Source organism: Massilia sp. ST3 (assembly GCF_018119405.1).
Classification (GTDB): domain Bacteria; phylum Pseudomonadota; class Gammaproteobacteria; order Burkholderiales; family Burkholderiaceae_D; genus Telluria.
Genome location: NZ_JAGPWC010000046.1, coordinates 18,612 through 38,840, shown reverse-complemented (window position 1 = coordinate 38,840; position 20,229 = coordinate 18,612). Strand labels below are relative to the sequence as shown.

General features: G+C 68.1%; 18 protein-coding genes and 1 pseudogene. 8 read left to right on the top strand and 11 right to left on the bottom strand.

Annotation, left to right across the window (positions count from 1 at the left end; translation table 11 throughout):
- Positions 1-176: 176 nt before the first annotated feature.
- On the bottom strand, positions 177-3,017 hold the full coding sequence (locus tag KBW98_RS15850) for an EAL domain-containing protein (protein ID WP_211521120.1): 2,841 nt from the start codon (positions 3,015-3,017) through the stop codon (positions 177-179).
- Between the two features lie 126 nt (positions 3,018-3,143).
- Positions 3,144-3,950 carry a transferase spermidine synthase gene (locus KBW98_RS15845; protein ID WP_211521119.1) on the bottom strand — a complete coding sequence of 269 codons (807 nt, stop codon included), beginning with the start codon at positions 3,948-3,950 and terminating at the stop codon, positions 3,144-3,146.
- A gap of 100 nt (positions 3,951-4,050) precedes the next feature.
- On the opposite strand from KBW98_RS15845, the gene KBW98_RS15840 reads away from it, so the two are divergent.
- The 3 genes from KBW98_RS15840 to KBW98_RS15830 all read left to right on the top strand — a co-directional run bounded on the left by KBW98_RS15840 (position 4,051) and on the right by KBW98_RS15830 (position 6,478).
- Entirely contained in the window at positions 4,051-4,326 is a 276-nt protein-coding gene (locus KBW98_RS15840) for a hypothetical protein (RefSeq protein ID WP_211521118.1), read from the top strand.
- Between the two features lies 1 nt (position 4,327).
- Positions 4,328-5,500, top strand: coding sequence for a GGDEF domain-containing protein (locus tag KBW98_RS15835; protein ID WP_211521117.1), 1,173 nt, complete (start codon positions 4,328-4,330; stop codon positions 5,498-5,500).
- 75 nt (positions 5,501-5,575) lie between these two features.
- Positions 5,576-6,478, top strand: coding sequence for a hypothetical protein (locus KBW98_RS15830; protein ID WP_229429228.1), 903 nt, complete (start codon positions 5,576-5,578; stop codon positions 6,476-6,478).
- Positions 6,479-6,701: 223 nt separating this feature from the next.
- Here the strand turns inward: KBW98_RS15830 and KBW98_RS24105 are convergent.
- The 3 genes and pseudogenes from KBW98_RS24105 to KBW98_RS15815 all read right to left on the bottom strand — a co-directional run.
- Positions 6,702-6,992 (bottom strand): annotated as a pseudogene (locus KBW98_RS24105) (thioesterase II family protein); the annotation flags it as partial.
- Entirely contained in the window at positions 6,907-7,392 is a 486-nt protein-coding gene (locus KBW98_RS24220) for an alpha/beta fold hydrolase (protein WP_211521114.1), read from the bottom strand. The pseudogene KBW98_RS24105 and the gene KBW98_RS24220, both read right to left, overlap by 86 nt.
- Before the next feature lie 399 nt (positions 7,393-7,791).
- Positions 7,792-8,769, bottom strand: coding sequence for an MYG1 family protein (locus tag KBW98_RS15815; RefSeq protein ID WP_211521113.1), 978 nt, complete (start codon positions 8,767-8,769; stop codon positions 7,792-7,794).
- Between the two features lie 209 nt (positions 8,770-8,978).
- Between KBW98_RS15815 and KBW98_RS15810 the strand changes: the two genes are divergently transcribed.
- The 4 genes from KBW98_RS15810 (at position 8,979) to KBW98_RS15795 (ending at position 14,479) form a co-directional block, all read left to right on the top strand.
- Positions 8,979-9,761, top strand: a complete 783-nt coding sequence (locus tag KBW98_RS15810; RefSeq protein WP_229429227.1) for an ABC transporter substrate-binding protein — start codon at positions 8,979-8,981, stop codon at positions 9,759-9,761.
- Between the two features lie 64 nt (positions 9,762-9,825).
- On the top strand, positions 9,826-12,819 hold the full coding sequence (locus tag KBW98_RS15805) for a hybrid sensor histidine kinase/response regulator (protein ID WP_211521112.1): 2,994 nt from the start codon (positions 9,826-9,828) through the stop codon (positions 12,817-12,819).
- Positions 12,816-13,952, top strand: a complete 1,137-nt coding sequence (locus KBW98_RS15800; protein ID WP_211521111.1) for a two-component system response regulator — start codon at positions 12,816-12,818, stop codon at positions 13,950-13,952. The genes KBW98_RS15805 and KBW98_RS15800 overlap by 4 nt, the downstream gene beginning before the upstream one ends.
- 68 nt (positions 13,953-14,020) lie before the next feature.
- Entirely contained in the window at positions 14,021-14,479 is a 459-nt protein-coding gene (locus KBW98_RS15795; RefSeq protein WP_211521110.1) for a hypothetical protein, read from the top strand.
- Positions 14,480-14,627: 148 nt separating this feature from the next.
- On the opposite strand, the gene KBW98_RS15790 is transcribed toward KBW98_RS15795, so the two are convergent.
- The 6 genes from KBW98_RS15790 to KBW98_RS15765 all read right to left on the bottom strand — a co-directional run bounded on the left by KBW98_RS15790 (position 14,628) and on the right by KBW98_RS15765 (position 19,089).
- Complete coding sequence (locus KBW98_RS15790) at positions 14,628-14,918, bottom strand: hypothetical protein (RefSeq protein ID WP_211521109.1); 291 nt, start codon at positions 14,916-14,918, stop codon at positions 14,628-14,630.
- Between the two features lie 177 nt (positions 14,919-15,095).
- Positions 15,096-15,740, bottom strand: coding sequence for an ABC transporter ATP-binding protein (locus KBW98_RS15785; RefSeq protein ID WP_211521108.1), 645 nt, complete (start codon positions 15,738-15,740; stop codon positions 15,096-15,098).
- A 14-nt stretch (positions 15,741-15,754) separates the two neighbouring features.
- Positions 15,755-16,552, bottom strand: a complete 798-nt coding sequence (gene phnE / locus KBW98_RS15780; protein WP_211521107.1) for a phosphonate ABC transporter, permease protein PhnE — start codon at positions 16,550-16,552, stop codon at positions 15,755-15,757.
- A complete protein-coding gene (locus tag KBW98_RS15775; protein ID WP_211521106.1) occupies positions 16,549-17,370 on the bottom strand; it encodes an ABC transporter permease in 822 nt (273 codons plus the stop codon). The genes phnE and KBW98_RS15775 overlap by 4 nt, the downstream gene beginning before the upstream one ends.
- Positions 17,370-18,185, bottom strand: coding sequence for a phosphonate ABC transporter ATP-binding protein (locus KBW98_RS15770; RefSeq protein ID WP_211521105.1), 816 nt, complete (start codon positions 18,183-18,185; stop codon positions 17,370-17,372). The genes KBW98_RS15775 and KBW98_RS15770 overlap by 1 nt, the downstream gene beginning before the upstream one ends.
- Positions 18,186-18,207: 22 nt before the next feature.
- Positions 18,208-19,089 carry a putative selenate ABC transporter substrate-binding protein gene (locus tag KBW98_RS15765; RefSeq protein WP_211521104.1) on the bottom strand — a complete coding sequence of 294 codons (882 nt, stop codon included), beginning with the start codon at positions 19,087-19,089 and terminating at the stop codon, positions 18,208-18,210.
- 165 nt (positions 19,090-19,254) lie between these two features.
- Between KBW98_RS15765 and egtD the strand changes: the two genes are divergently transcribed.
- On the top strand, positions 19,255-20,229 hold the full coding sequence (gene egtD, locus KBW98_RS15760) for an L-histidine N(alpha)-methyltransferase (RefSeq protein WP_229429226.1): 975 nt from the start codon (positions 19,255-19,257) through the stop codon (positions 20,227-20,229).

Below are 20,229 nucleotides of genomic sequence, written 5' to 3'. Positions count from 1 at the left end.
GGGGGGGGGGGGGGGGGCGGCCCCCCCCCCCCCCCCCCCCCCGCGGCGATAGGTAGCAGGGGAAAGGATAGGCGCGATGCCGGAGCCGCCAACAATCGGCGCGTCGGCGGCGCAGCCGCCAACCCTACGGAAGCATCGGGGAGTCTCCATGGAATTCCCAGCGGAGTACATGAGCTTCAGGCCGTCAACACCTCGTCTTCCGGCGCCGGCAGCGCCAGGCAGCGCCGCTGGCGCAGCATCTGCTCGAAGTCCCCGGCCGGCAGCGGCTTGCTGAAGAAGTAGCCCTGCATCTCGTCGCAGCCGTGGCTGCGCAGGTAGTCGAGCTGCTCGGCCGTTTCCACACCTTCCGCGATCACGGCCAGCTTCAGGTTGTGCGCCAGCGCGATGATCGAGGTGACGATCGCGGCGTCGTTGGCGTCGTGGGTGATGTCGGCCACGAAGGAGCGGTCGATCTTGAGCACGTCGATCGGGAAGCGCGACAGGTAGGACAGGCTCGAGTAGCCGGTGCCGAAGTCGTCGATCGACAGGTTCACGCCCAGCGACTTCATGCGGTGCAGCAGTTCCACCGCCGGCGTCACGTCGCTCATGAACAGGCTTTCGGTCAGCTCGATCTCGAGGCAGTCCGGGTCCAGGCCGGTGTCGTTCAGCACCGATTCCAGGCTGGCGATCAGGTCGGCGGCGCCGAACTGGCGCGCCGACAGGTTGACCGCCACCCGCAGTTTGCCCAGGCCCGCGTCCTGCCAGGCCTTGTTCTGGGCGCAGGCGGCGCGCAGCACCCAGGCGCCGATCTGCACGATCAGGCCGGTCTCCTCGGCGATGCCGATGAAGCGCACCGGCGGGACCATGCCCAGTTCCGGGTGGTTCCAGCGGATCAGGGCTTCCATGCCGACGATCTGGCCGGTCTTGAGGTCGACCTGGGGCTGGTAATGCAGCACGAATTCGTTGCGCTCCAGCGCATTGCGCAGGGCGCCCTCGATGCGCACCCGTTCCAGCGACTCCTCGTTCATGGCCGGGGTGTAGAACTGGAAGTTGTTGCGCCCCATCTTCTTGGCGCTGTACATCGCGATGTCGGCGTGCTCGATCAGGCTGTCCGCCGGCGTGCCTTCACTTGGGTAGACCGCCACGCCGATCGAGCAGGTGACAAAGAATTCCTTGGTGCCGAGCATGACCGGCTGGGCCACCGAATCCATCACGCGCTGCACGATGTCCGGCTGCAGCGGCTCTTCCGCGTGCTCGGACAGGATCACCACGAATTCGTCGCCCGACAGGCGCGCCACGGTGTCGGTGTCGCGCAGCGAGCCGGTCAGGCGCGCGGCCACCGTCATCAGCAGCACGTCGCCGGCCTTGTGACCCATCGAGTCGTTGACGAACTTGAAGCGGTCGAGGTCGATCAGCATCACCCACATTGGACGGCCGCTGCGGTTGGCGTAGGCGATCGCCTGGCCCAGGCGGTCCTGCAGCAGCGAGCGGTTCGGCAGGCCGGTCAGCACGTCGTGCTGGGCCACGTGGTGCACGCGCTGCTCGGTGAGCTTGCGCTCGGTGATGTCGCTGCCGGTGCCGCGGTAGCCCATCAGGGTGCCGGTCTCGTCGAACACCGGCTGGCCGTTGACGCAGAACCAGCGGGTGTCGCCCTGGTCGTCGACGGTCTTGTATTCGAGGTTGGCGAAGGGCTCGTTGGCCTTGATCTGGGCGATGTGGGCGCGTCCGCTCTCGGTCTCGAGCAGGTTCGGCTGGAATTCCCAGCGCGTCTTGCCCAGCAGGCCGTCGACCGGCACGCCGGTCTTTTCGGTGAAGGCGCCGGTGACCATGGTGAAGCGCAGCTCGGCGTCCTGTTCCCAGTACCAGTCCGAGGACATCGACACCAGCTGGCGGAAACGCTGCTCGCTCTGCTGCAGCGCCTTCTCGGCGCGTTCGCGCGCGATCATGTCCTCGACCAGGCGGCGGTTGGTGCGGCGCAGGTCGGCGGTGCGCTGGCGCACCAGCTGCTGCACCTTGCGCGCGCGCCGGCCCGAGGCCTGCACGAAGGCGGTGCTGAGCAGCGTGATCAGGATGCCGCCGACCAGCAAGGCGGTCGAGGCCATGTGGTCGGGCAGGTAGGGGCGCGGCGCGGAAGCGACGTCGATGCGCCAGGGACGTCCGGCGATCTGCAGAGTCGTGCTGCGCACGCCCGGATGGGAGTGGCCGAACCAGGATTCCAACGCGCCGGACGGCGCGGCGGCGGTCGGGCCGGTCGACAGCAGGCGCTTGTGCGCATCCGCGTGTTCGCCGGCATAGACCGACACGAAAATGTCGTCCGAGTCGAGCAGGCCGGCGCCGGCCAGCGACGAGCGTACCAGTTCGTTGCCGCGGATGATCACGGCGGTGTCCCCGGTCATGACGCCGTCCTTGTCCAGCACCGGCAGCATCAGCTCGAAGCTGGGCTGGGGCGTGGCGTTCTGGGCCAGCGCGAACAGGCCGGTGGAGGCGGCGCGGCCGGAGCCGCGCGCCATGTCGAGCGCGCCCATGATTTCCGGGTTCTGCGAGACGTTCAGGCCAAAGGCCGGCTCGTTGCCCGCCATCGGCTCCAGGAAATCGACGATGTGGTAGCGCCCGCGCACCGGAGCCGGCACCTGGCCTTCGGGACGCAGCTCGGTGAAGATGGTGCCTGGACGGACCGTTTGCAGCTCGGCCTCGACCGCCGCGCGGTCCTCGCCCTGCACCACGCGGTGGTAATTGAAGGCCTGGATGAAGCGATGGCGTTCCAGCAGGGCCGAGGTGAAGTCGGCGAACTGCTGGCGCGAGACCGGCTCGCCGCGCGCGAACAGCTGGTTGGTGACGGTCAGGACTTCGACCGCCTGGTCCATGCCCTGGCGCACCGCGGCCACGCGCTCGTCGGCGCGCTGGGCGAAGGCGAGCGCCATGTTGTCGTATTCGAGATGGCTGACGCCCATGAACAGGGCGCCGGATGCGGCCAGTCCGCCCCCGAGCGTGAGGGCCGCCGCGAGGGTAAGCGACAGGGGCAGGCGGCGACGCGGCATGTGATGGTCCAGAGGGTCCAGGCTTGTCAGTTGATCAGGAACGGAATAGTGCTTGCCAATAGGCATTAGTGCGCGCCAGTTTGTCACAAAAGCGGGTGGTTTCGCAAACGAATTGTGCCGTGCTGGTCAATTCGTCCAGACACCATGTGGCCTCCCGCGGACAGGGCGCCATGACAACCAGGCAAGCACCGCGTGCGCCAGCAGGCGGTTGGGCCAGGACCAGCCGAACCCCTCTGGCCGCGCCAGCCGTGCGAGCAGGCGCTCGGCCCGTCCAGGCGTGGCGTGGCGGAGCTGCGGGCGCACCGCGAACAGGATCCGGTTGTTGCCGGCGATGCCGCGGAACCAGGCCAGCTTGCCGCCGAAGGCCGTGCGCAGCCGTTGCAGCGCAGCGACATAGTCAGGATCGTAAGTGAAGATATTGGCAACGAGTACGCCGCCCGGGCGCAGGCAGCGCCGGCAATCGGCATAGAAGCGCGCGCTCGACAGCGCCGGCGGCAGGCCGGCGGCGTCGAAGCCGTCCACCAGCAGCACGTCGGCCAGGCCGGGATTGGCCGCCAGCCAGGCGCTCGCTTCGCAGTGCAGCACGCGCAGGCGCGCATCGTCCGGCGGCACGTGGAATTGCGTGCGCAGGGCGATCACGTCGGCGCGCAGCTCGAGCACCGTGATGCGGGCGCGCGGGAAGCGGCGGTAGCAATACTTGGCCAGCGAGCCACCGCCCAGGCCGACCATCACGATATGGCGCGGATCGGGCACGAACAGGGCGAAGCACATCATGGCGCGTGCATAGGCCAGCACCAGGTCGTCGGGGCGCGAGAGCCGCATCTCGCTCTGGATGTCGCCGGGCGTGAACTCCAGGGTGCGGCGGTCGCCCTCGGTGCGCACCAAGGGCGGGGAGGGCTGATCCTGCCCGGGGTGGTCGGCGGAAGCGGACATGATCTGAGTATAACCGTGAATGGACAGGCTCCTGGCGCGGCTTGTTGCAGGGCATCGCTTTCTGATAAGCTGGCCGCCACGCGCCATTCGAAAAGACCCTATGTTCCTGGACCATCCCACGATCACCGCCACCAACAGCCACACCGAGCCGGACCGGATCGAGCGGCTGCAGCGCGTGTATGGGTATGCGATGGCCCTGGCCGACGCCGCCGGCAACGCCCGCTTCGTCGAAAAGCTGACCCAGCTGCACGACCACAAGGGCACCCTGATCGTGTTCTGGCACGAAGCCCCCAGCGGCGACGAGCAGGACTACTTCTCCCGCGCCTGGGCCAGCAAGGTCGGCGACGGCACCACCCACGTCGAACACGAGTACTGACATGATGCCGCTGGACGCCTCCACCATGGTACTGGTCCTGGCCCTGGGCAACCTGGCCCTGGTCGCGCTGCTGACTTTCTTCGACCACGGCCCGGTGCGCTCCCAGGCCTTGTCCGCCTGGAGCCTGTCCAAGCAGATCCAGGGCGGGGCCTGGCTGTTGCTGGCCCTGGGCGCCACCAGCGTGGTGCCGCCGGCGATCGCGGTCCCGGGCGGCTACGCGCTGCTGCTGGCCGGCGTGGCGATCGAGGCCGGCGCATCCTGGGAAGCGGCCGGACGCGAGGGCTGGCGCCGTCCGACCCTGGTGCTGGGCGGGATGGCAATCCTGGTTTTCTTCATCTGCTACCTGATCGACGAGGAAGGCCTGCGCGGCGTGGCCGCCGCGCTGCTCCTGGGCGCATTCTATTTGTCGGGCGCGGTGGCGCTCGGCAGCCGCTGGAAGGACAGCAGCTTGCTGCAGCGCTTCCTGGCGCTGGTGACGGCGGTGCTGGCCCTGGTCGTGGCCGCGCGCGGCCTGTTCGTGCTGCTGCTCGAAGGGGGCTGGGGCTGGCTCACGAACGAGATGCTGGGCCAGCTCTCCAGCGGCGCGCTCTACCTCATGATGCTGGCCAACTGCTTCGGCATGCTGCTGCTGGCGCGCGAACGCTCGCAGCGCGAGCTGGCGCGCCTGGAAGTGGTGGACCCGCTCACCGACGTGCCGAACCGGCGCGGCTTCTTCAATGCGCTCGGCCCCTGGATGGCCCTGGCGCGCCGCCCCGGCCTGCCGACCGCCCTGGTGGTGCTCGACCTCGACCAGTTCAAGCGGGTCAACGACGGTTACGGCCACCCGGCCGGCGACGCCGTGCTGCGCCATGTGGTGGAACTGTGCAAGCGCCAGCTGCGCGACAGCGACATGCTGGGGCGCCTGGTCGGCGTCGAGTTCGCGATCCTGCTGCCGCGCACCAACCTGGACGAAGCCACCCTGGTGGCGGAACGCATCCGCGCCGCCATCGAAACCACCCCGGTCAAGAGCGAGCGGGCGCTGATCAAGATGACCGCCAGCTTCGGCGTCACCATCATCCGCCCGGAAGACAGCACCGTGACCCTGTTCCAGCGCGCCGACGAGGCCCTGGTGGCGGCCAAGCAGGGCGGGCGCAACCGCGTGTCCCAGGCCGTGGCGGCCGTCGCCGAAGTCTGAACGCGGGCGTCATGCCCTTGTCACACGGGCGGCGTATCCTGCCGCCGCATGAGCTCCTTCCTGCCTGAATCCCCTTTGTACGCCGCTGTCGAACTCGGTTCGGACAGCTTCCGCCTGCACGTCGGCCGGGTCGAGGACGGCGCGCTGCGCCTGAGCGCCACGATGGCCGAGCCGGTGCGCCTGGCCGCGACCCTGGACGAAGACGGCTTCCTCTGTGTGGCGGCCATGCGGCGCGCGCTGGCCTGCCTGCGCGCATTCCGGTGCGTCCTCGACGCCTGGCGTCCGGAGGCGGTGCGGGTCGTGGCGACGTCCGCCCTCAGGCTGGCGCGCAACGCGGCCGTGTTCCTGCCGGCCGCCGAGCAGGCGCTTGGCTGGCCGATCGAGCTGATCGACGGTGGAGAAGGGGGCCGCCTGGTCTACCTGGGTGTGGCCAGTACCCTGGGCGCGGCCGGCGAGGAGCCACGCCTGGTGATCGACATCGGCAGCGGGTCGACCGAGCTGGTACTGGGGCGCGGCGAGCGCATCGAACGCGTCGAGTCATTCGCCGTGGGGGCGGTGCGGCAAAGTCTCACTTTCTTCAGCGACGGTCGCATCGACGAGGCTGGATTCGAGGCGGCGGTGCGTTCGGGGCGCAGCCGGTTTGCGCAATCCGGTCTGGCGCCACGGCCCAGCCGGCGGGCTTATGGCGCCTGCGGCACCGTGCGCGCCCTGGCCGAAATCGCCCGCGCCGGCGGAGAAGAGCGCCTGAACCGCGACTGCCTGGCGCGCCTGCGGCGGATGGTGGTGGAGGCCGGCCACCTGGCGCGTGTGCGCCTGCGCTGGGAGCCGGCGGCGCGCGCCCCGCACCTGCCGGGCGGGCTGGCGCTCTTGATCGCGTTGATGGACGAATTCGGGATCGACGAGGTGACGCCGGTGCACGCGGGCCTGCGCGTGGGCGCGCTGTGGGACCTGCACGCGCGGGCGCAGGTATGCGCCTAGCTCACCGTGCCAGATTGCCACGACGCCGCGCATCTCTGCCGCGAAGGCGACGTAATCCACATGCCGCCTTGCCCGGCAGGCCGCATTGTCGGGCAGCCCTCGATTTAGAGCGCCTCGCAAAACCTCCATGGCTGCGTTGCGTCGTCTCGCCGTACAGTCGTACTGTCTTCGACTGCGCGTCGGAGGGCCGCATCCCTTGCCCTGAAGGGTTTGTCAGGCGCTCTTAATATGCGATCAACGTCTTCTTGATACGGTCGAGGACCTCGGAACGGTAATCGTTGACAAAAAAGTGCCCGCCGTCGAAGTAGTGAATGTCGACCTCGCCGGTGGTTTCTTTCGCCCAAAACTCGACTTCTTCGATATCCGTGTAGTCCTGCCGGCCCGCCAGGACAGTCAGCGGGACCGACAGAAGAGCTTGTTTATGATATTCATAGCCGCTGGCCAGGCTGAAGTCCGAACGTATCATCGGGAACAGCATATCCATTAACTCCCGATTGGCGAGCAGCTCCTCCGGCGTCCCCTTTGTACGACCTTAAGGTTTCAAGAAGTTCGTCATCCGATAGTTTATCGAAAGGTGGCAGGCTCGCTCTGCGCTGCGGAGCGCTGCAACCTGAAGAAAATAGATGCAGGGGACCACGGGATGCGTTCTGTTTCATTTTTCGCGCGACCTCGAAACTCAGCAAGGCACCCAAGCTGTGCCCGAAGAAGGCGAATTTCTCGGCATTCTCGTTCGATATGATCGTTGCCAGCTGCGCGACCAGGTCATCGAAGCAGGAGATCAGCGGTTCGGTCATCCGCGCTCCGCGGCCGGGAAGCCGGATCGCGCATACCTCGATTTCCGGCGCCAGGATTTCTCGCCATGGCGCAAAAAAACTAGCGTTTCCTCCGGCATAGGCAAAACAATAAAGCCGCATCCGGGCTGTCGAAGGTGTTTGCCGGATCAGTCAGCGGTTGGGAAAATTCATGAACTAAGACGAGAGAAAAAAAGTTTACGCATGAGGCAATAACGGCTCGATCGATGGGCACGGTATATACACGGGAATACCTGTTTCGAATCGCCGGCTGCTGGCTAGCCAATTCCGCATACAGCAGCCGGATAAAACGCCGTATAAACCCTCGCCGCATGAAGCCGCAGCCAAGGCATCGCGGCATGATTATTTTTTTTTCTCAAGCCTTGTAGACGGTATTCCGGGAATGCGGGATATGTTTGCCCGATATCCTGGATGTGTGGAAGCCCCATCATGGAATGCGGTCCATCGATTTCGTGCACCTGGTTCCAGCCACCCATCCATTGGCGCCAAGGCACCGCCGGCTCATGCGGAATGTGCGTGAGGAATCGAGCTCGCCAGGCGGTCGACTTCTTCCAGCGCGAGGTGCGCCATGCTGCGGATGCCATCGTAGGATTTGGCCGATGCGATAAAGCGGCCGTTATGGCAGAAGCCTGCGTCCGCAACCCCGGTAACGGCGGCGAGTTCGGCATCGCGCAGGCCGGCCCAGGCGGCCGGCAGGTCGGCGCGCGCCTCGAAACTTTCGGGACTGACCGGAACCGTGTGGATCATGTGGCGCTCCTCGGCCACGTTGTAGCTGATGACGAACAGTACCTTCGGCATTTCCTTGCGCACCACGGCCGACCAGGGCAGGGCGCCGTTCTTCAGGAACACCACCCGGCCGCCTTCGAGCACCTCGGCGCCGCGCACCTGCTCGACCGCCAGCAAGGCGCCGACCCGGTACTTGACCGCATTGATCATGATGTCGGTCAGGACCGCCATGGCGCGCCGGAACTGGCCGGTGCGGTAGGCTTCCGCCTCGGCGCCGTAGCCCAGGCGCTGCTCGTCCATCCAGTTCGGGTTGTAGCCCGAGATCACGGCCGACAAGCCGTAGCCGCCGGGCGCGTTCTTGGACGCGCCCACGTCCGACAAATCGAGGTACTGCACGATATCGGCGTCGATGGCGTAGGCGATCTGGCGCGCCGTGTCCTCGTCCAGGGTGCGGCCGGCGTGGACCCGGGCCAGGGCGGCGACGCAGCGCGCGCCGTAGTCGCGCCACACCAGGCCGGCGCTGGCGTAAGGAACGCCGTTCTGGCGCGCGCCCTCGAAGCCCTTCTGGTGGTGGTCGAAGCGGCCGCTGGCCGGGTCCCAGATGCCGCCGACGTCGACCGCGAAGTCGCCCGCCGCGATCGTGGCCGGATCGCGCGTGCGTACCAGTTCGGCCTCGGGGAACAGGATCAGCAATACCGCGACGGCCCAGGCGTCGTCCGCGTGGAACTTGCCACCGTGGGTCACAATTACCATACATACTCCGATTTCGTTGACAGCTTCCGGCCAGGAAAGCCGGTGGATGCTTCCATCATACAGGGTCGCGCAGTGCCGGAGAGAGGGGACAGGATGGACGCCGCGCGCTAGTCTGTCGCATCCAGGTGACTGCCGGTTCATTTTGCTGTTGTTCGGCAATGTCTAATGGCATACTTCAATACTTGTCCGTTCAACCATTTTTTCCCGGCATGCGCCTCCAGCTGCTCGTCCTTCCCGTCCTCGCCGCCTGCTGCATGCAGGCGCATGGCCAGGCCGCGCCTGGCGCCAGCGTGACCCTGTGCTTCGAGCGCCAGGAAGTCCCGCCCTGGCGCACGCTGGACGGCGGCGGACTGAACTTCGAGCTGCTGGCCGAAGTGGCCAAGCGCACCGGCGTCACCTTCGACTTCCAGAGCATGCCGTGGAAGCGCTGCCTGGAGCAGCTCAAGTCGAACCAGGTCGGCGGGGCCTTCGCCGTCAGCTTCAACCGCGAACGGATGGACCTGGGGGCCTATCCGGGCGGCCCGAACGCCGATCCCGCCAAGCGCATGCACGTGGACCGCTACGTGCTGGTACGGCGCCGCGGCAGCCGCTTGGAATGGGACGGCAAGCGCTTCACCCACCTGGACGGCAAGATCGGCGTGCAGCTGGGCTATTCGGTGGGCGACTTCCTGCGCGCCCAGCACGTGCCGGTGGACGAGGGCAGCCAGCGCTCGGACGAGCTGGCGCAGAAGCTGATCGCTGGCCGCCTGGCCGGGGCCGCCCTGGGCGGCGGCGACGCCAAGCGCCTGATGCGCGGGCCGCTGGCCGCGCGCCTCGAGGTGCTGCCGGTGCCGCTGATCGAGAAACCCTACTACCTGGTGCTGTCGCACGCCTTCGTGGCGAACCAGCCGCAGCTGGCCGCGCGCCTGTGGGACGCGGTCGAGCAGGCGCGCACCAGCCCCGCCTACCGCAAGCGCGAACAAGCCCTGGCCGGCGGCGGAGGCGCGTATTAGCCGCCGCAAGCACGGCCTGCGCCTGGTTCCGCGCCGGCTGGTCGAGAACTGGCGCCAGAACATCGTGTTCCGGCTCGGCGCCGGGATCGTGCTCGCGGTCGCGCTGTCGACCGGGGTCTACACCACCTATACCCTGCATACGCTGCGGGTCGAGGCCGACGTCAAGCTGCAGGAGCGCATCGAGCGCCAGGCAACGGTGCTGTCGCACGCGCTGGCGCGTCCGCTGTTCGACATCAACAGCGCCGCCGTGTCCTCGGTGGTCGACGCCCTCGGCGCCACGCCCGAGGTGCAGACCCTGCGCGTGCTGGCGCCGGACGGCACCCTGCTCGCGGCCCTGGCCAACCGCGACAATGGCGAGGCGGCGGTGCGGGTGCGCCGGCGCATCACCTACAACGACGGCAGCCGCGCCTACCCGGTTGGCGCGATCGAGCTGGCCTTTTCGCGCCAGCAGATCGACGATGACCTGCGCGGCCAGATCGTCCATACCGCCGCCGCCAACATCCTGCTGACCCTGGCCATCGTCGGTTGCGTGTTTGTGGTGGGGCGGCGCATGTCCCAGCCCTTCGCCGACATCCAGGAGTCGCTCGAGAAGCTGGCGCGCGGCGAGACCGATATCCGCCTGTCCGGCATCGGACGGCGCGACCAGGTGGGGCGCTTGTCCTCGGCGGTGCGCAGCTTTCGCGACACCCTGAACCGCCTGCGCCAGGCCGAGCAGGTGACCAACGGCCTGCTGCGCGAGAAGAGCCGCATCGAGCAGCAGTTGCGCGAGTTGAACGAAGACCTGGAGCAGAAGATCGCGGCCCGCACCGAGGAACTGACCCAGTCCAACCTGCGCGCCGAGGCGGCCAACGTGGCCAAGTCGGAATTCCTGGCCAACATGAGCCACGAGATCCGCACCCCGATGAGCGCGATCATCGGCATGGCCTACCTGGCGCTGCGCACCGACCTCAATCCCAAGCAGCAGGATTACGTGGGCAAGATCCACCGCGCCGCGCTGTCGCTGCTGGGGATCATCAACGACATCCTCGACTTCTCCAAGATCGAGGCCGGCAAGCTCGATGTCGAGCAGGTGCCGTTCTGCCTCGACGACGTGCTGTCCAACGTAGCCAGCGTCACCAGCCAGCGCGCCGCCGACAAGCAGCTGGAATACCTGTTCCACGTGCCGCATTCGGTGCCGCGCCAGCTGGTGGGCGACCCGCTGCGCCTGGGCCAGGTACTGATCAACCTGGTCAACAACGCCGTCAAGTTCACGCCCAGCGGCGAGCTGCAGCTGTCCTGCATTCCGCTCCGCGGTGCGCCGGCCAACAAGGTGCGCCTGCGCTTCGCGGTGCGCGACACCGGCATCGGCATCGGCGAAGAGCAGCAGGCCAAGCTGTTCCGCGCCTTCAGCCAGGCCAACGGCTCGACCACGCGTGAATACGGCGGCACCGGCCTGGGCTTGTCGATCTCGCAGCAGCTGGTGGGCCTGATGGGCGGCTGCATCGCGGTCGAGAGCGCGCCGGGCGCCGGCTCGACCTTCCATTTCGACCTCGATTTCGCGCTCTCCGGCGAAGCCGAGAAGGTGTTGCAGGTGCCGCCGGAACTGGCCGGCGCGCGCGTGCTGGTAGTGGACGACAGCGCGCTGGCGCGCGCGGTGCTGCGCGAATCCCTGGCGGCGCTGCCGCTGCGGGTGGAATGCTGCTCAGACGGGCGCGGCGCGGAAGGCGCGATCGCCGCCGCCGACGCCGCCGGCATGCCTTACCGCCTGCTGCTGACCGACTGCGGCATGAAGGGCATGGACGGCATCGAGCTGGTGCGCCGCATCAAGGCCAACGGCGCGCTGCGCCACCAGCCGCTCAGCATCCTGGTCACCGCCTTCGGGCGCGACGGCGTGCAGGCCGAGGCCGAAAGCGCGGGCGTCAACGGCATCCTGTTCAAGCCCTTCGTGCAGTCGGCCCTGGCCGAAGCGCTGTCCAGCCTGTTCGCGCGGCCGGCCTTCGGCGGCGGCGGCGCGGGCGTGATGCGCACCGGCGGGCAGGGCATGCGCGTGCTGCTGGTCGAGGACAACCTGGTCAACCAGCAGATCGCGCGCGAACTGCTCGAATCGCAGGGCATCGACGTCGATGTCGCCTCGACCGGCCGCCAGGCCCTGGACAAGCTGTTCGCGGCCGGCCCCGGCGCCTACCGCCTGGTGCTGATGGACCTGGAAATGCCCCAGCTCGACGGCCACGCGGCCACGGTCGAGCTGCGCCAGGACGCCCGCTTCAACGAGCTGCCGGTGATCGCGATGACCGCGCACGCGCTGGCCGAGATCCGCGAGCGCTGCCTGCGCGAAGGCATGCAGGACTACATCACCAAGCCGGTCGACCCCGAGAAGCTGTACGCCACCCTGGCGCGCTGGCTGGGCAAGGGCATGCCGGCGCGCGCCTCCGCCTTGCCTGCCACCGGCGCGGTCCCGGACCTGCCGAACCTGACCGGCATCGATACCGCCTTCGGCCTGCGCAACGTGGGCGGCAACGCCAAGCTCTACCTGGAGCTGCTAGACCGCCTGCGCGGCTCGCAGCGCGACGCCGGCAGCTGCATCCGCGCCGACCTGGCCGCCGGACGCCTGGCCGAGGCGGCCAGCCGCGCCCACAGCCTGCGCGGCGTGTGCGGCAACATCGGTGCGCGCGAAGTGCAGGCCCTGGCCCAGGAAGTCGAGGAACAGGCGCAGCGCGGCATGCGCGATGCGCCTGCGCTGGCGCGCGGCGCGGCGGCCCTGGAGGGGGCGCTGGCCAGCCTGATGGCCGCGCTCGACCGCCATTTCGCCAGTAACGGCGCCCCGGCGCCCGCCGCCGCTTCTTGCGCGCCGGGCCAGGATGCGGCCGCCGCCATGGCCGAACTGGATGGATTGCTCGCCGAATTCTCCGGCGACGCCACCGATTATTTCGACAGCGTGCGCTGCGCGCTCGCCGAGGTGCTGCCGGCGGCCGCGCTGGCGCGCCTGGAAACCCACCTGTCGCGCTACGAATTCGAGGAAGCCCGGACCTTGCTGCAGCAGGCCGGCGACAGCCACCCAGACATTGCGGAACACATATGACCGTCGTCCAGAAAGACAAGCCAGCGGACAAGCCGACCATCCTGATCGTGGACGACACGCCCGACAACATCATGCTGCTGTCGCGCCTGCTGAAGGACAAGTACCACACCAAGGTCGCCACCAATGGCAGCACCGCGCTGCAGATCGCCGGCAGCTCGCTGGAACTCGACCTGATCCTGCTGGACGTGATGATGCCCGGGATGGATGGCTACGAAACCTGCCGTCAGCTCAAGGCCAACCCGGCCACGGCCGACATCCCGGTGATCTTCCTGACCGCCAAGAACCAGGTCGAGGACGAGGCCATGGGCCTGTCCGTGGGTGCGGTGGATTACCTGGGCAAGCCGATCAGTCCGCCGATCCTGTTCGCGCGCGTGGCCACCCACCTGACCCTGCGCAGCGCGCGCCGCCTGCTGGAAAACCAGAACCAGGTGCTGGAACGCATGGTCCAGCAGCGCACCGCCCAGCTGATGATGATGCAGGAGGCGATCATCATGGCCATGGCCTGGATGGCGGAAACCCGCGAGAGCGAGGCCGGCAGCCAGCACATCCGCCGCGTGCAGAACTATGTGCGCGTGCTGGCCCTGCAGCTGCGCGGCCATCCGCGCTTCGCCGACAAGCTCACCGACGAGAACATCGCGCTGCTGTACCAGTCGGCGCCGCTGCACGACATCGGCAAGGTGGCCATTCCCGACCGTATCCTGCTCAAGCCCGGCAAGCTCGACGCCGAGGAATTCGAGATCATGAAGCTGCACGCGGCCTACGGGCGCGACACCATCATGCTGGTCGAGGAGCATATCGGCGGCAGCAACAGCTTCCTGATGTTCGCGCGCGAAATCGCCCATTCGCACCAGGAGAAGTGGGACGGCACGGGCTACCCGGAGAAGCTGCGCGGCGAAGACATTCCGGTGTCGGCGCGCCTGATGGCGGTGGCCGACGTCTACGACGCGCTGATCTCGCGTCGGGTGTACAAGCCGGCCTTCTCGCACGCGCAGGCGCTGGAGGTCATGCGCCAGGGACGCGGCACCCATTTCGACCCGGACGTGCTGGACGCATTCTTCGCCGTGGAAGACGAGTTCGCGCGCATCGCCCAGGCCTACCGCGACGCCGAAGACGAGGAAGCCGCGTCCGTTTGACGTCGCTCGCTACCGTTCTTCGGGCAAATCGTTTATATTGTTTGCCCTTTTGAACGATGGAGCAGCACATGCCGAGAAAGACGTCCGCCAGCCCGGCGGCGAAGACGGCGAAGGCAGTCAGGACCGCCAGGGCGGTCAAGTCCACATCCCCGGCCAAGGCCACGGCAGGCAGGGGAGGGATCAAGGGCGCGGTCAAGGCGGCCGCGAGGGAAGCCACCAAAGCGGTAGCCGCGCCGCCGGCCAGGAAGCCGGCACGCAAGGCGGCGGCGCCGGCCGCGGCGCCGCGCGACCCGGTGGTGGAAGCGCGCCCCGTCCTGGTGCGCGACAGCTTTACCATGCCCGAGCAGGAGTACGCCGTGCTGGCCGAGGTCAAGCAGGCCTGCCTGCGCGCCGGCATCGACGTCAAGAAGAGCGAGCTGCTGCGTATCGGCGTCGCCCTGCTGGGCCAGCTCGACCTGGCCACCCTCAAGACCGTGCTGGGCGCGCTGCCCCAGCTCAAGACCGGGCGCCCGCCGGCCCAGGGCTAGCTGCCTGCCGACGCCTCGTAGGGTGGACGGCTTTGCCGTCCACGCGGTTGATCGCTAGAGGCTCCGTGATCGGGCTCGATGATATTGCCGATAACTATCACCGCGTGGACGGGAGACCCGTCCACGCTACGCGAGCTTCGACAGCGCGCTAATGAATCTGCGACGCGCTCGTCAACTCCTTCAACTCGCGGATCGGAATATTCGACTTTTCGTGCATCCGCAGCAGGATGGTGGCTCCCACGTTGAGCTTGCGGTGGCGGATCTTGCTGATGATCGGCGGCTGCACCTCCAGCACGCGGCACAGTTCCGCGTCGTTCTTGAGCTGCATGCGTTCGATCAGGGTATCGAGCAGCGGATTGGGGACGAAGCTCGACGGTTCCAGCGCGCGGGCCCGGTGCATCGCTTCGAGCATTTCCTGTTTTTTCTGTCGTACGCTCATGGCGGTTCTCCACAAATTGGCACATGGATTCAAGACAGATCGCTGTTCTGGAACGTTGCCCAGCCTGTTGTGTTGGCTTATGCGCGGCGGGTCGTTGTGATACTACTACGATTGCGTCTTACGCAATGCACGATATTTAACGAAAATCGCGCGAACGTGGGCCTTTCTTCGCGGAACTTACGCTAATTTCAATCCGGAACGAGTCAGGAGCAGGACTTCGTCGGCCATGGCGGCCGCGGCGTGGGAGTGGGTGACCATGATGGCGCCGGCCCCGTGGGCCCGGGTTTCGCTGCGCAGCAGCTTGAGGATGCCGTCGGCCGTCTCGGGATCGAGGTTGCCGGTGGGTTCGTCCGCCAGCAGCAGGGCGGGGCGGTGCACCAGGGCGCGCGCGATGGCCACCCGCTGCATCTCGCCGCCCGAGAGCTGGCGCGGGAAGTCGTCCCCGCGTCCGCCTAGCCCCACGGCGTCCAGCATGGCTTCGGCGCGCACACTGTCTTCTCGATTGAGCAGCAGCGGCAGCGCCACGTTCTGGCGCAGCGTCAGGTGCGGCAGCACGTGGAAGGCCTGGAAGATGAAGCCCATGCGCGTGCGGCGCAGGCGGGTGGCGGCGTCGTCGTCCAGCGCCGACATCGGCACGCCGTCGACGATCACGCGGCCCGTGTCGGGCGCGTCCAGGCCTGCGATCAGGTTCAGCAAGGTCGACTTGCCCACGCCCGATTCGCCCATGATGGCCACGAAGCGGCCGGCTTCGAACACGTGCGAGAGGCCGGCCAGCACGGTGCGGCCGCCGTAGGACTTGGTAAGCGCGTCGAGTTCGAGCATGGTTGGCCGGGAATTCAGCGTGTCAGGGCGCGCCGCAGCAGGTAGCTGGCGGCGTCGACCAGGGCGACCAGCAGCAGCATCGCGATCACCACCGTGGCCGCGCTCTGCATCTGGAACAGCGACAGGTGGTACTTGAGCATCTGGCCCAGGCCGCCGGCCCCGACCACGCCCAGCACCGCCGCCGCGCGGATGTTGTTCTCCCAGCGGTACAGCGTGTACGACAGCATCTGCGGCAGCGCCTGCGGCAGGGTGGCGTAGAAGAAGGCGCTCAGGGCCGGTGCACCGTTGGCGCGCAGGCTCGCCTCCGGCAGCGGTGCGGCGTTCTCGAGCGCGTCGGCGAACAGGCGCCCCAGCACGCCGCTGGTATGCAGGGCCAGGGCCAGGGTGCCGGCCAGCGGTCCCAGGCCGGCCGCGATCAGCAGTACCGCGGCCCAGACCAGTTCCGGTACCGAGCGCAGCACGTTGAGCAGGATGCGCATCGCGGCGCGCGCCGGCGCGCCCAGGCGGCCGGCCGCGGGCAGGGCGAGCACCAGGCCCGCCAAGGCCGCCAGCAGGGTCCCGACCGCCGACATGGCCAGGGTCTCGAGCAGCGCGTCCAGGCACTTGCGCAGGAAGGCCGGAGCCAGTTCGGGCGGCGCGAAACCGTGCAGGAATTCGCGCGCCGACTCGATGGCCTCGGCCGTGAAGAAGGCGTTCCACTGCAGCGGCAGCGAAGCGAAGCTGGCCACCACCAGCGCCGCCAGGGACGCGAGCAGCAGCAGGGTGCCGAAGGAAGGACGTGGCGGCGGTGGCGGCGAGGCGGGATGGTTCATCCGAGCCTCCGGCGCAGCAGCTTCGAGACCAGGTCGGCGCCGGCCACCAGCAGCACGAACACCAGCAGCATGGTCGCGACTTCGCCGCCGGCCATCATCTTGGTCGACTCGTCCAGGCGCTGGCCCAGGCCGCCGGCGCCGACAAAGCCCATCACGGCCGAGCCGCGGATCGCGCACTCCCAGCGGTAGACGGTGTAGGACACCAGTTCCGCGCTCGACTCGGGCAGCGCGCCGTAGAGCAGGGCCGGCAGACGCCCGCTGCCGTTGGCGAGCAGGACGTCGGTGGCGTGGGCGTCCGAGGATTCCAGGATCTCGGCGTAGACCTTGGCCAGCATGCCGCAGTAGGAAATGGCGATGGCCAGCACCCCGGCGGTCGGGCCGAGCCCGACGATGCGCACGAACAGCAGCGCCCACACCAGTTCGGGCACGCTGCGCAGCACCACCAGCAGCCAGCGCAAAGCCTGGCGCAGCGCCGCGCTCTGGAACCGCATGCGTCCCGTGCCCAGGCGCGACAGCGACAGCCGGTCGGTGATCAGGATGGTCGCCGGCACGGCGGCTGCCAAAGCCAGGCTCAGGCCGGCGGTGGCGATCGCCACCGTCTGCCAGGTTTCGCGCAGCACCATGCGCAGGAATTCAGCGTCGAGCGAGGGATGCAGGAAGTCGCCCAGGAAGCCGGCGGCGGCGCGCAGGCTTTGCGCGTCGAGCAGGATCCAGGGCTTGAATTCGCTCGCCGCGAGCATCGGCCACAGCAGGGCGAGGAAGACGATGGTCCCGGCCACGCGCGTGCGCCAGGCCGGATCGGGATAACGCGTGGCCATCAATAGCAGGCGCCGACCGCCAGCCGGTCGGGTGATTCGTGCGACGCATGGCCGGCCGGCTGCACCGTCTCGTTGGCGTACAGCCCGGCGATCATGGCGTCGCTGACCTCGGCGGCGGGGGCGTCGAACACGATGCGCCCGTCGCGCAGGCCCACCAGGCGCGGGAACTGCTCGCGCGCCAGCTCCACCTGGTGCAGGCTGCACACCAGGGTGGCGCCGCGCGCCGCGGCTTCCTCGCGCAGGGTGCCGAGGGTGTGGCGCGCCAGCAGGGGGTCGAGGGCGGCGATCGGCTCGTCGACCAGGAAGGCTTCGGCGGAAGACAGCAGCAGGCGCGCCAGGCCGCAGCGCTGGCGTTCGCCGCCGGACAGGCGGTCGACGCGCGCATACAGCTTGTCGCCCAGCCCAAAGCGCGACAGCGCGGCATGGGCGGCGTCCGGGTCGCTTGGTCGCACCAGCGAGACCAGCGCGCGCCACAGGCTCCAGTGCGGCAGGTGCGCGGCCAGCACCGCCGTCACCACGCGCTGCCGCGGCGGCAGGGGCGGCGTTTGCGGCGCCAGGAACAGCTGCGCGCGCAGGCGGTGGCGCGCGCCCTGGTCCAGGCGCCACGGATCCTGGCCCAGCACTTCCAGCTTGCCGTCGGCCGGACGGTGGGCGCAGGCCAGGGTCGACAGCAGGGTGGTCTTGCCGGCCCCGGAAGGGCCGATCAGGGCCAGCTGCTCGCCGCGCCGCACTTCCAGGTCGAGCGCGTGCAGGGCGGGCGCCTTGCTGCCCGCCAGGTGGCGCACCGTCACGCCCTGGAGCCGGAAGCTGGTCATCGTTGCGTCAGCCTGCTTGCGATTACTTCAGCAGGCCGGCGTTGCGCGCAGCGGCTTCGATCGCGCCGTAGTTCGCGGTCTTGGTCGGCACGAACCTGGTGGCGCGCTGCAGTTCCAGGATTTCGCGGCCTTGCGGGGTCGAGTCGTCCAGGGCCAGGAAGGCGTCGGTGATCTTCTTCTTGAGGGCAGGGTCCATGTCGCTGCGCACGGTCCAGTTGTAGTCGTAGTAGCCAGGGGTGGTGTAGAACACGCGCACGACCTTCGGATCGACCTTCTTGGCCTCGACCAGCTTTTCCCACACCGAGATGTTGAGCGCGCCGGCATCGACCTTGCCGCCGGCGACCGCCGCCACGGTGGCGTCGTGGGCGCCCGAGAAGGCCACGCGCTTGAGGTCGGTGTCCGGGTTGATCTTGGCGCCCAGCAGGAAGGAGCGCGGCATCAGGTGGCCCGAAGTCGAGGATTCCGAACCGAAGCTCAGGGTCTTGCCGCGCAGGTCTTCCAGCTTGTTGATGCCCGGCTGGGTGGTGATGAAGACCGAGCGGAACTTTTCGTCCTCGGCGCGCTGCACCAGCGGCGTGACCTGGCCCTTGCTGCGCACATTGGCCTGGACGAAGGTGAAGCCGCCGAACCAGACCATGTCGATCTTGCGCTGGATCAGGCCTTCGACCGAGGCCGCGTAGTCGGTGACCGGGGTGAACTCGACCTTGAGGCCGGTGGCCTTGGCCAGGTAGTCGCCCAGGGGCTTGAACTTGCGCTGCAGCTCGGTCGGAGCTTCGTCCGGAATGGCCGAGACGCGCAGCACGCCGCTGCTGCTCTGCGCCAGTGCGGCGCCGGCGAACAGCAGGCTGCCGGCCGAGGTGAGGAACAAGTTTTTCAGGAAACTACGGCGGATGGACGAGGTCATGGCGGTTCTTCTTTTGAGTCAGGGAAATGAGTGGCCCGAAGGGGTGCACGCTTGCGGCTGGCGGGTGCGGCGCGAACGCGGATTCGGCTATGATAGCAAAAACTGCAACAGGAACTCTTCAGCCATCTCGCATGGTGCGGCGTGGCGGCACGAATGATAAACCTTATGCTGACATCCTGCACGAGCGACGATCTGTCCAATGGTGCCGCGGCGCAGGTAGTCAATGCGCACGTGGCCGACGAACTGCACGCCGGCCTGCTGGCGCCCGAGGCCTGGATCTCTCCCAAGTTCCTCTACGACGCGCTGGGCTCCAAGCTGTTCGAGGCCATCTGCGAGCTGCCCGAGTATTATCCGACCCGCACCGAGGCCGCCATTTTCGAGCACTACGGCGCCGAGATCGCACGCGTGGCGGGCAGCAACGCCACCCTGATCGACCTGGGCGCCGGCAACTGCGCCAAGGCTGCCTCGCTGTTCCCGCTGCTCCAGCCGGCCCAGTACGTGGCGATCGACATCTCGGCCGAATTCCTGTGCGACGCCCTGGCCCAGCTGCGCCAGCGCTTTCCGCACATCGCGGTCGAAGGCCTGGGCATGGATTTTTCCAGCCGCTTCGAACTGCCGCCGCTGGTACGCGCCGAGCACCGCCTGTTTTTCTATCCCGGCTCCTCGATCGGCAATTTCACGCCCGACGAAGCGCATGCTTTCCTGCGCCGCCTGCGCGCCCAGTGCGGCCAGGATGGCGGGGTGCTGATCGGCATCGACCTGGCCAAGGACAAGGCCGTGCTCGACGAAGCCTATGACGATGCCCTCGGCGTCACCGCCGCCTTCAACCTGAACATCCTGCGCCACGTGAACGCGCTGGTGGACGCCGACTTCGACATCCGCCAGTGGCGCCACCACGGGTTCTACCAGCCGGAGCTGGGCCGGGTCGAGATGCACCTGGAGGCGCGCAGCGACCAGGAAGTCCACTGGCGCGGCGGCCGGCGCCGCTTCGCGGCGGGCGACTGCATCCATACCGAGAACAGCTACAAGTACCAGCAGGCCGACGCCATCGCGCTGCTGGAGCGTTCCGGCTTCGAGGCGACCCATGTCTGGACCGACCCCCAGCGCTGGTTCGCGGTCATCCACGCCCAGGCGATCTAG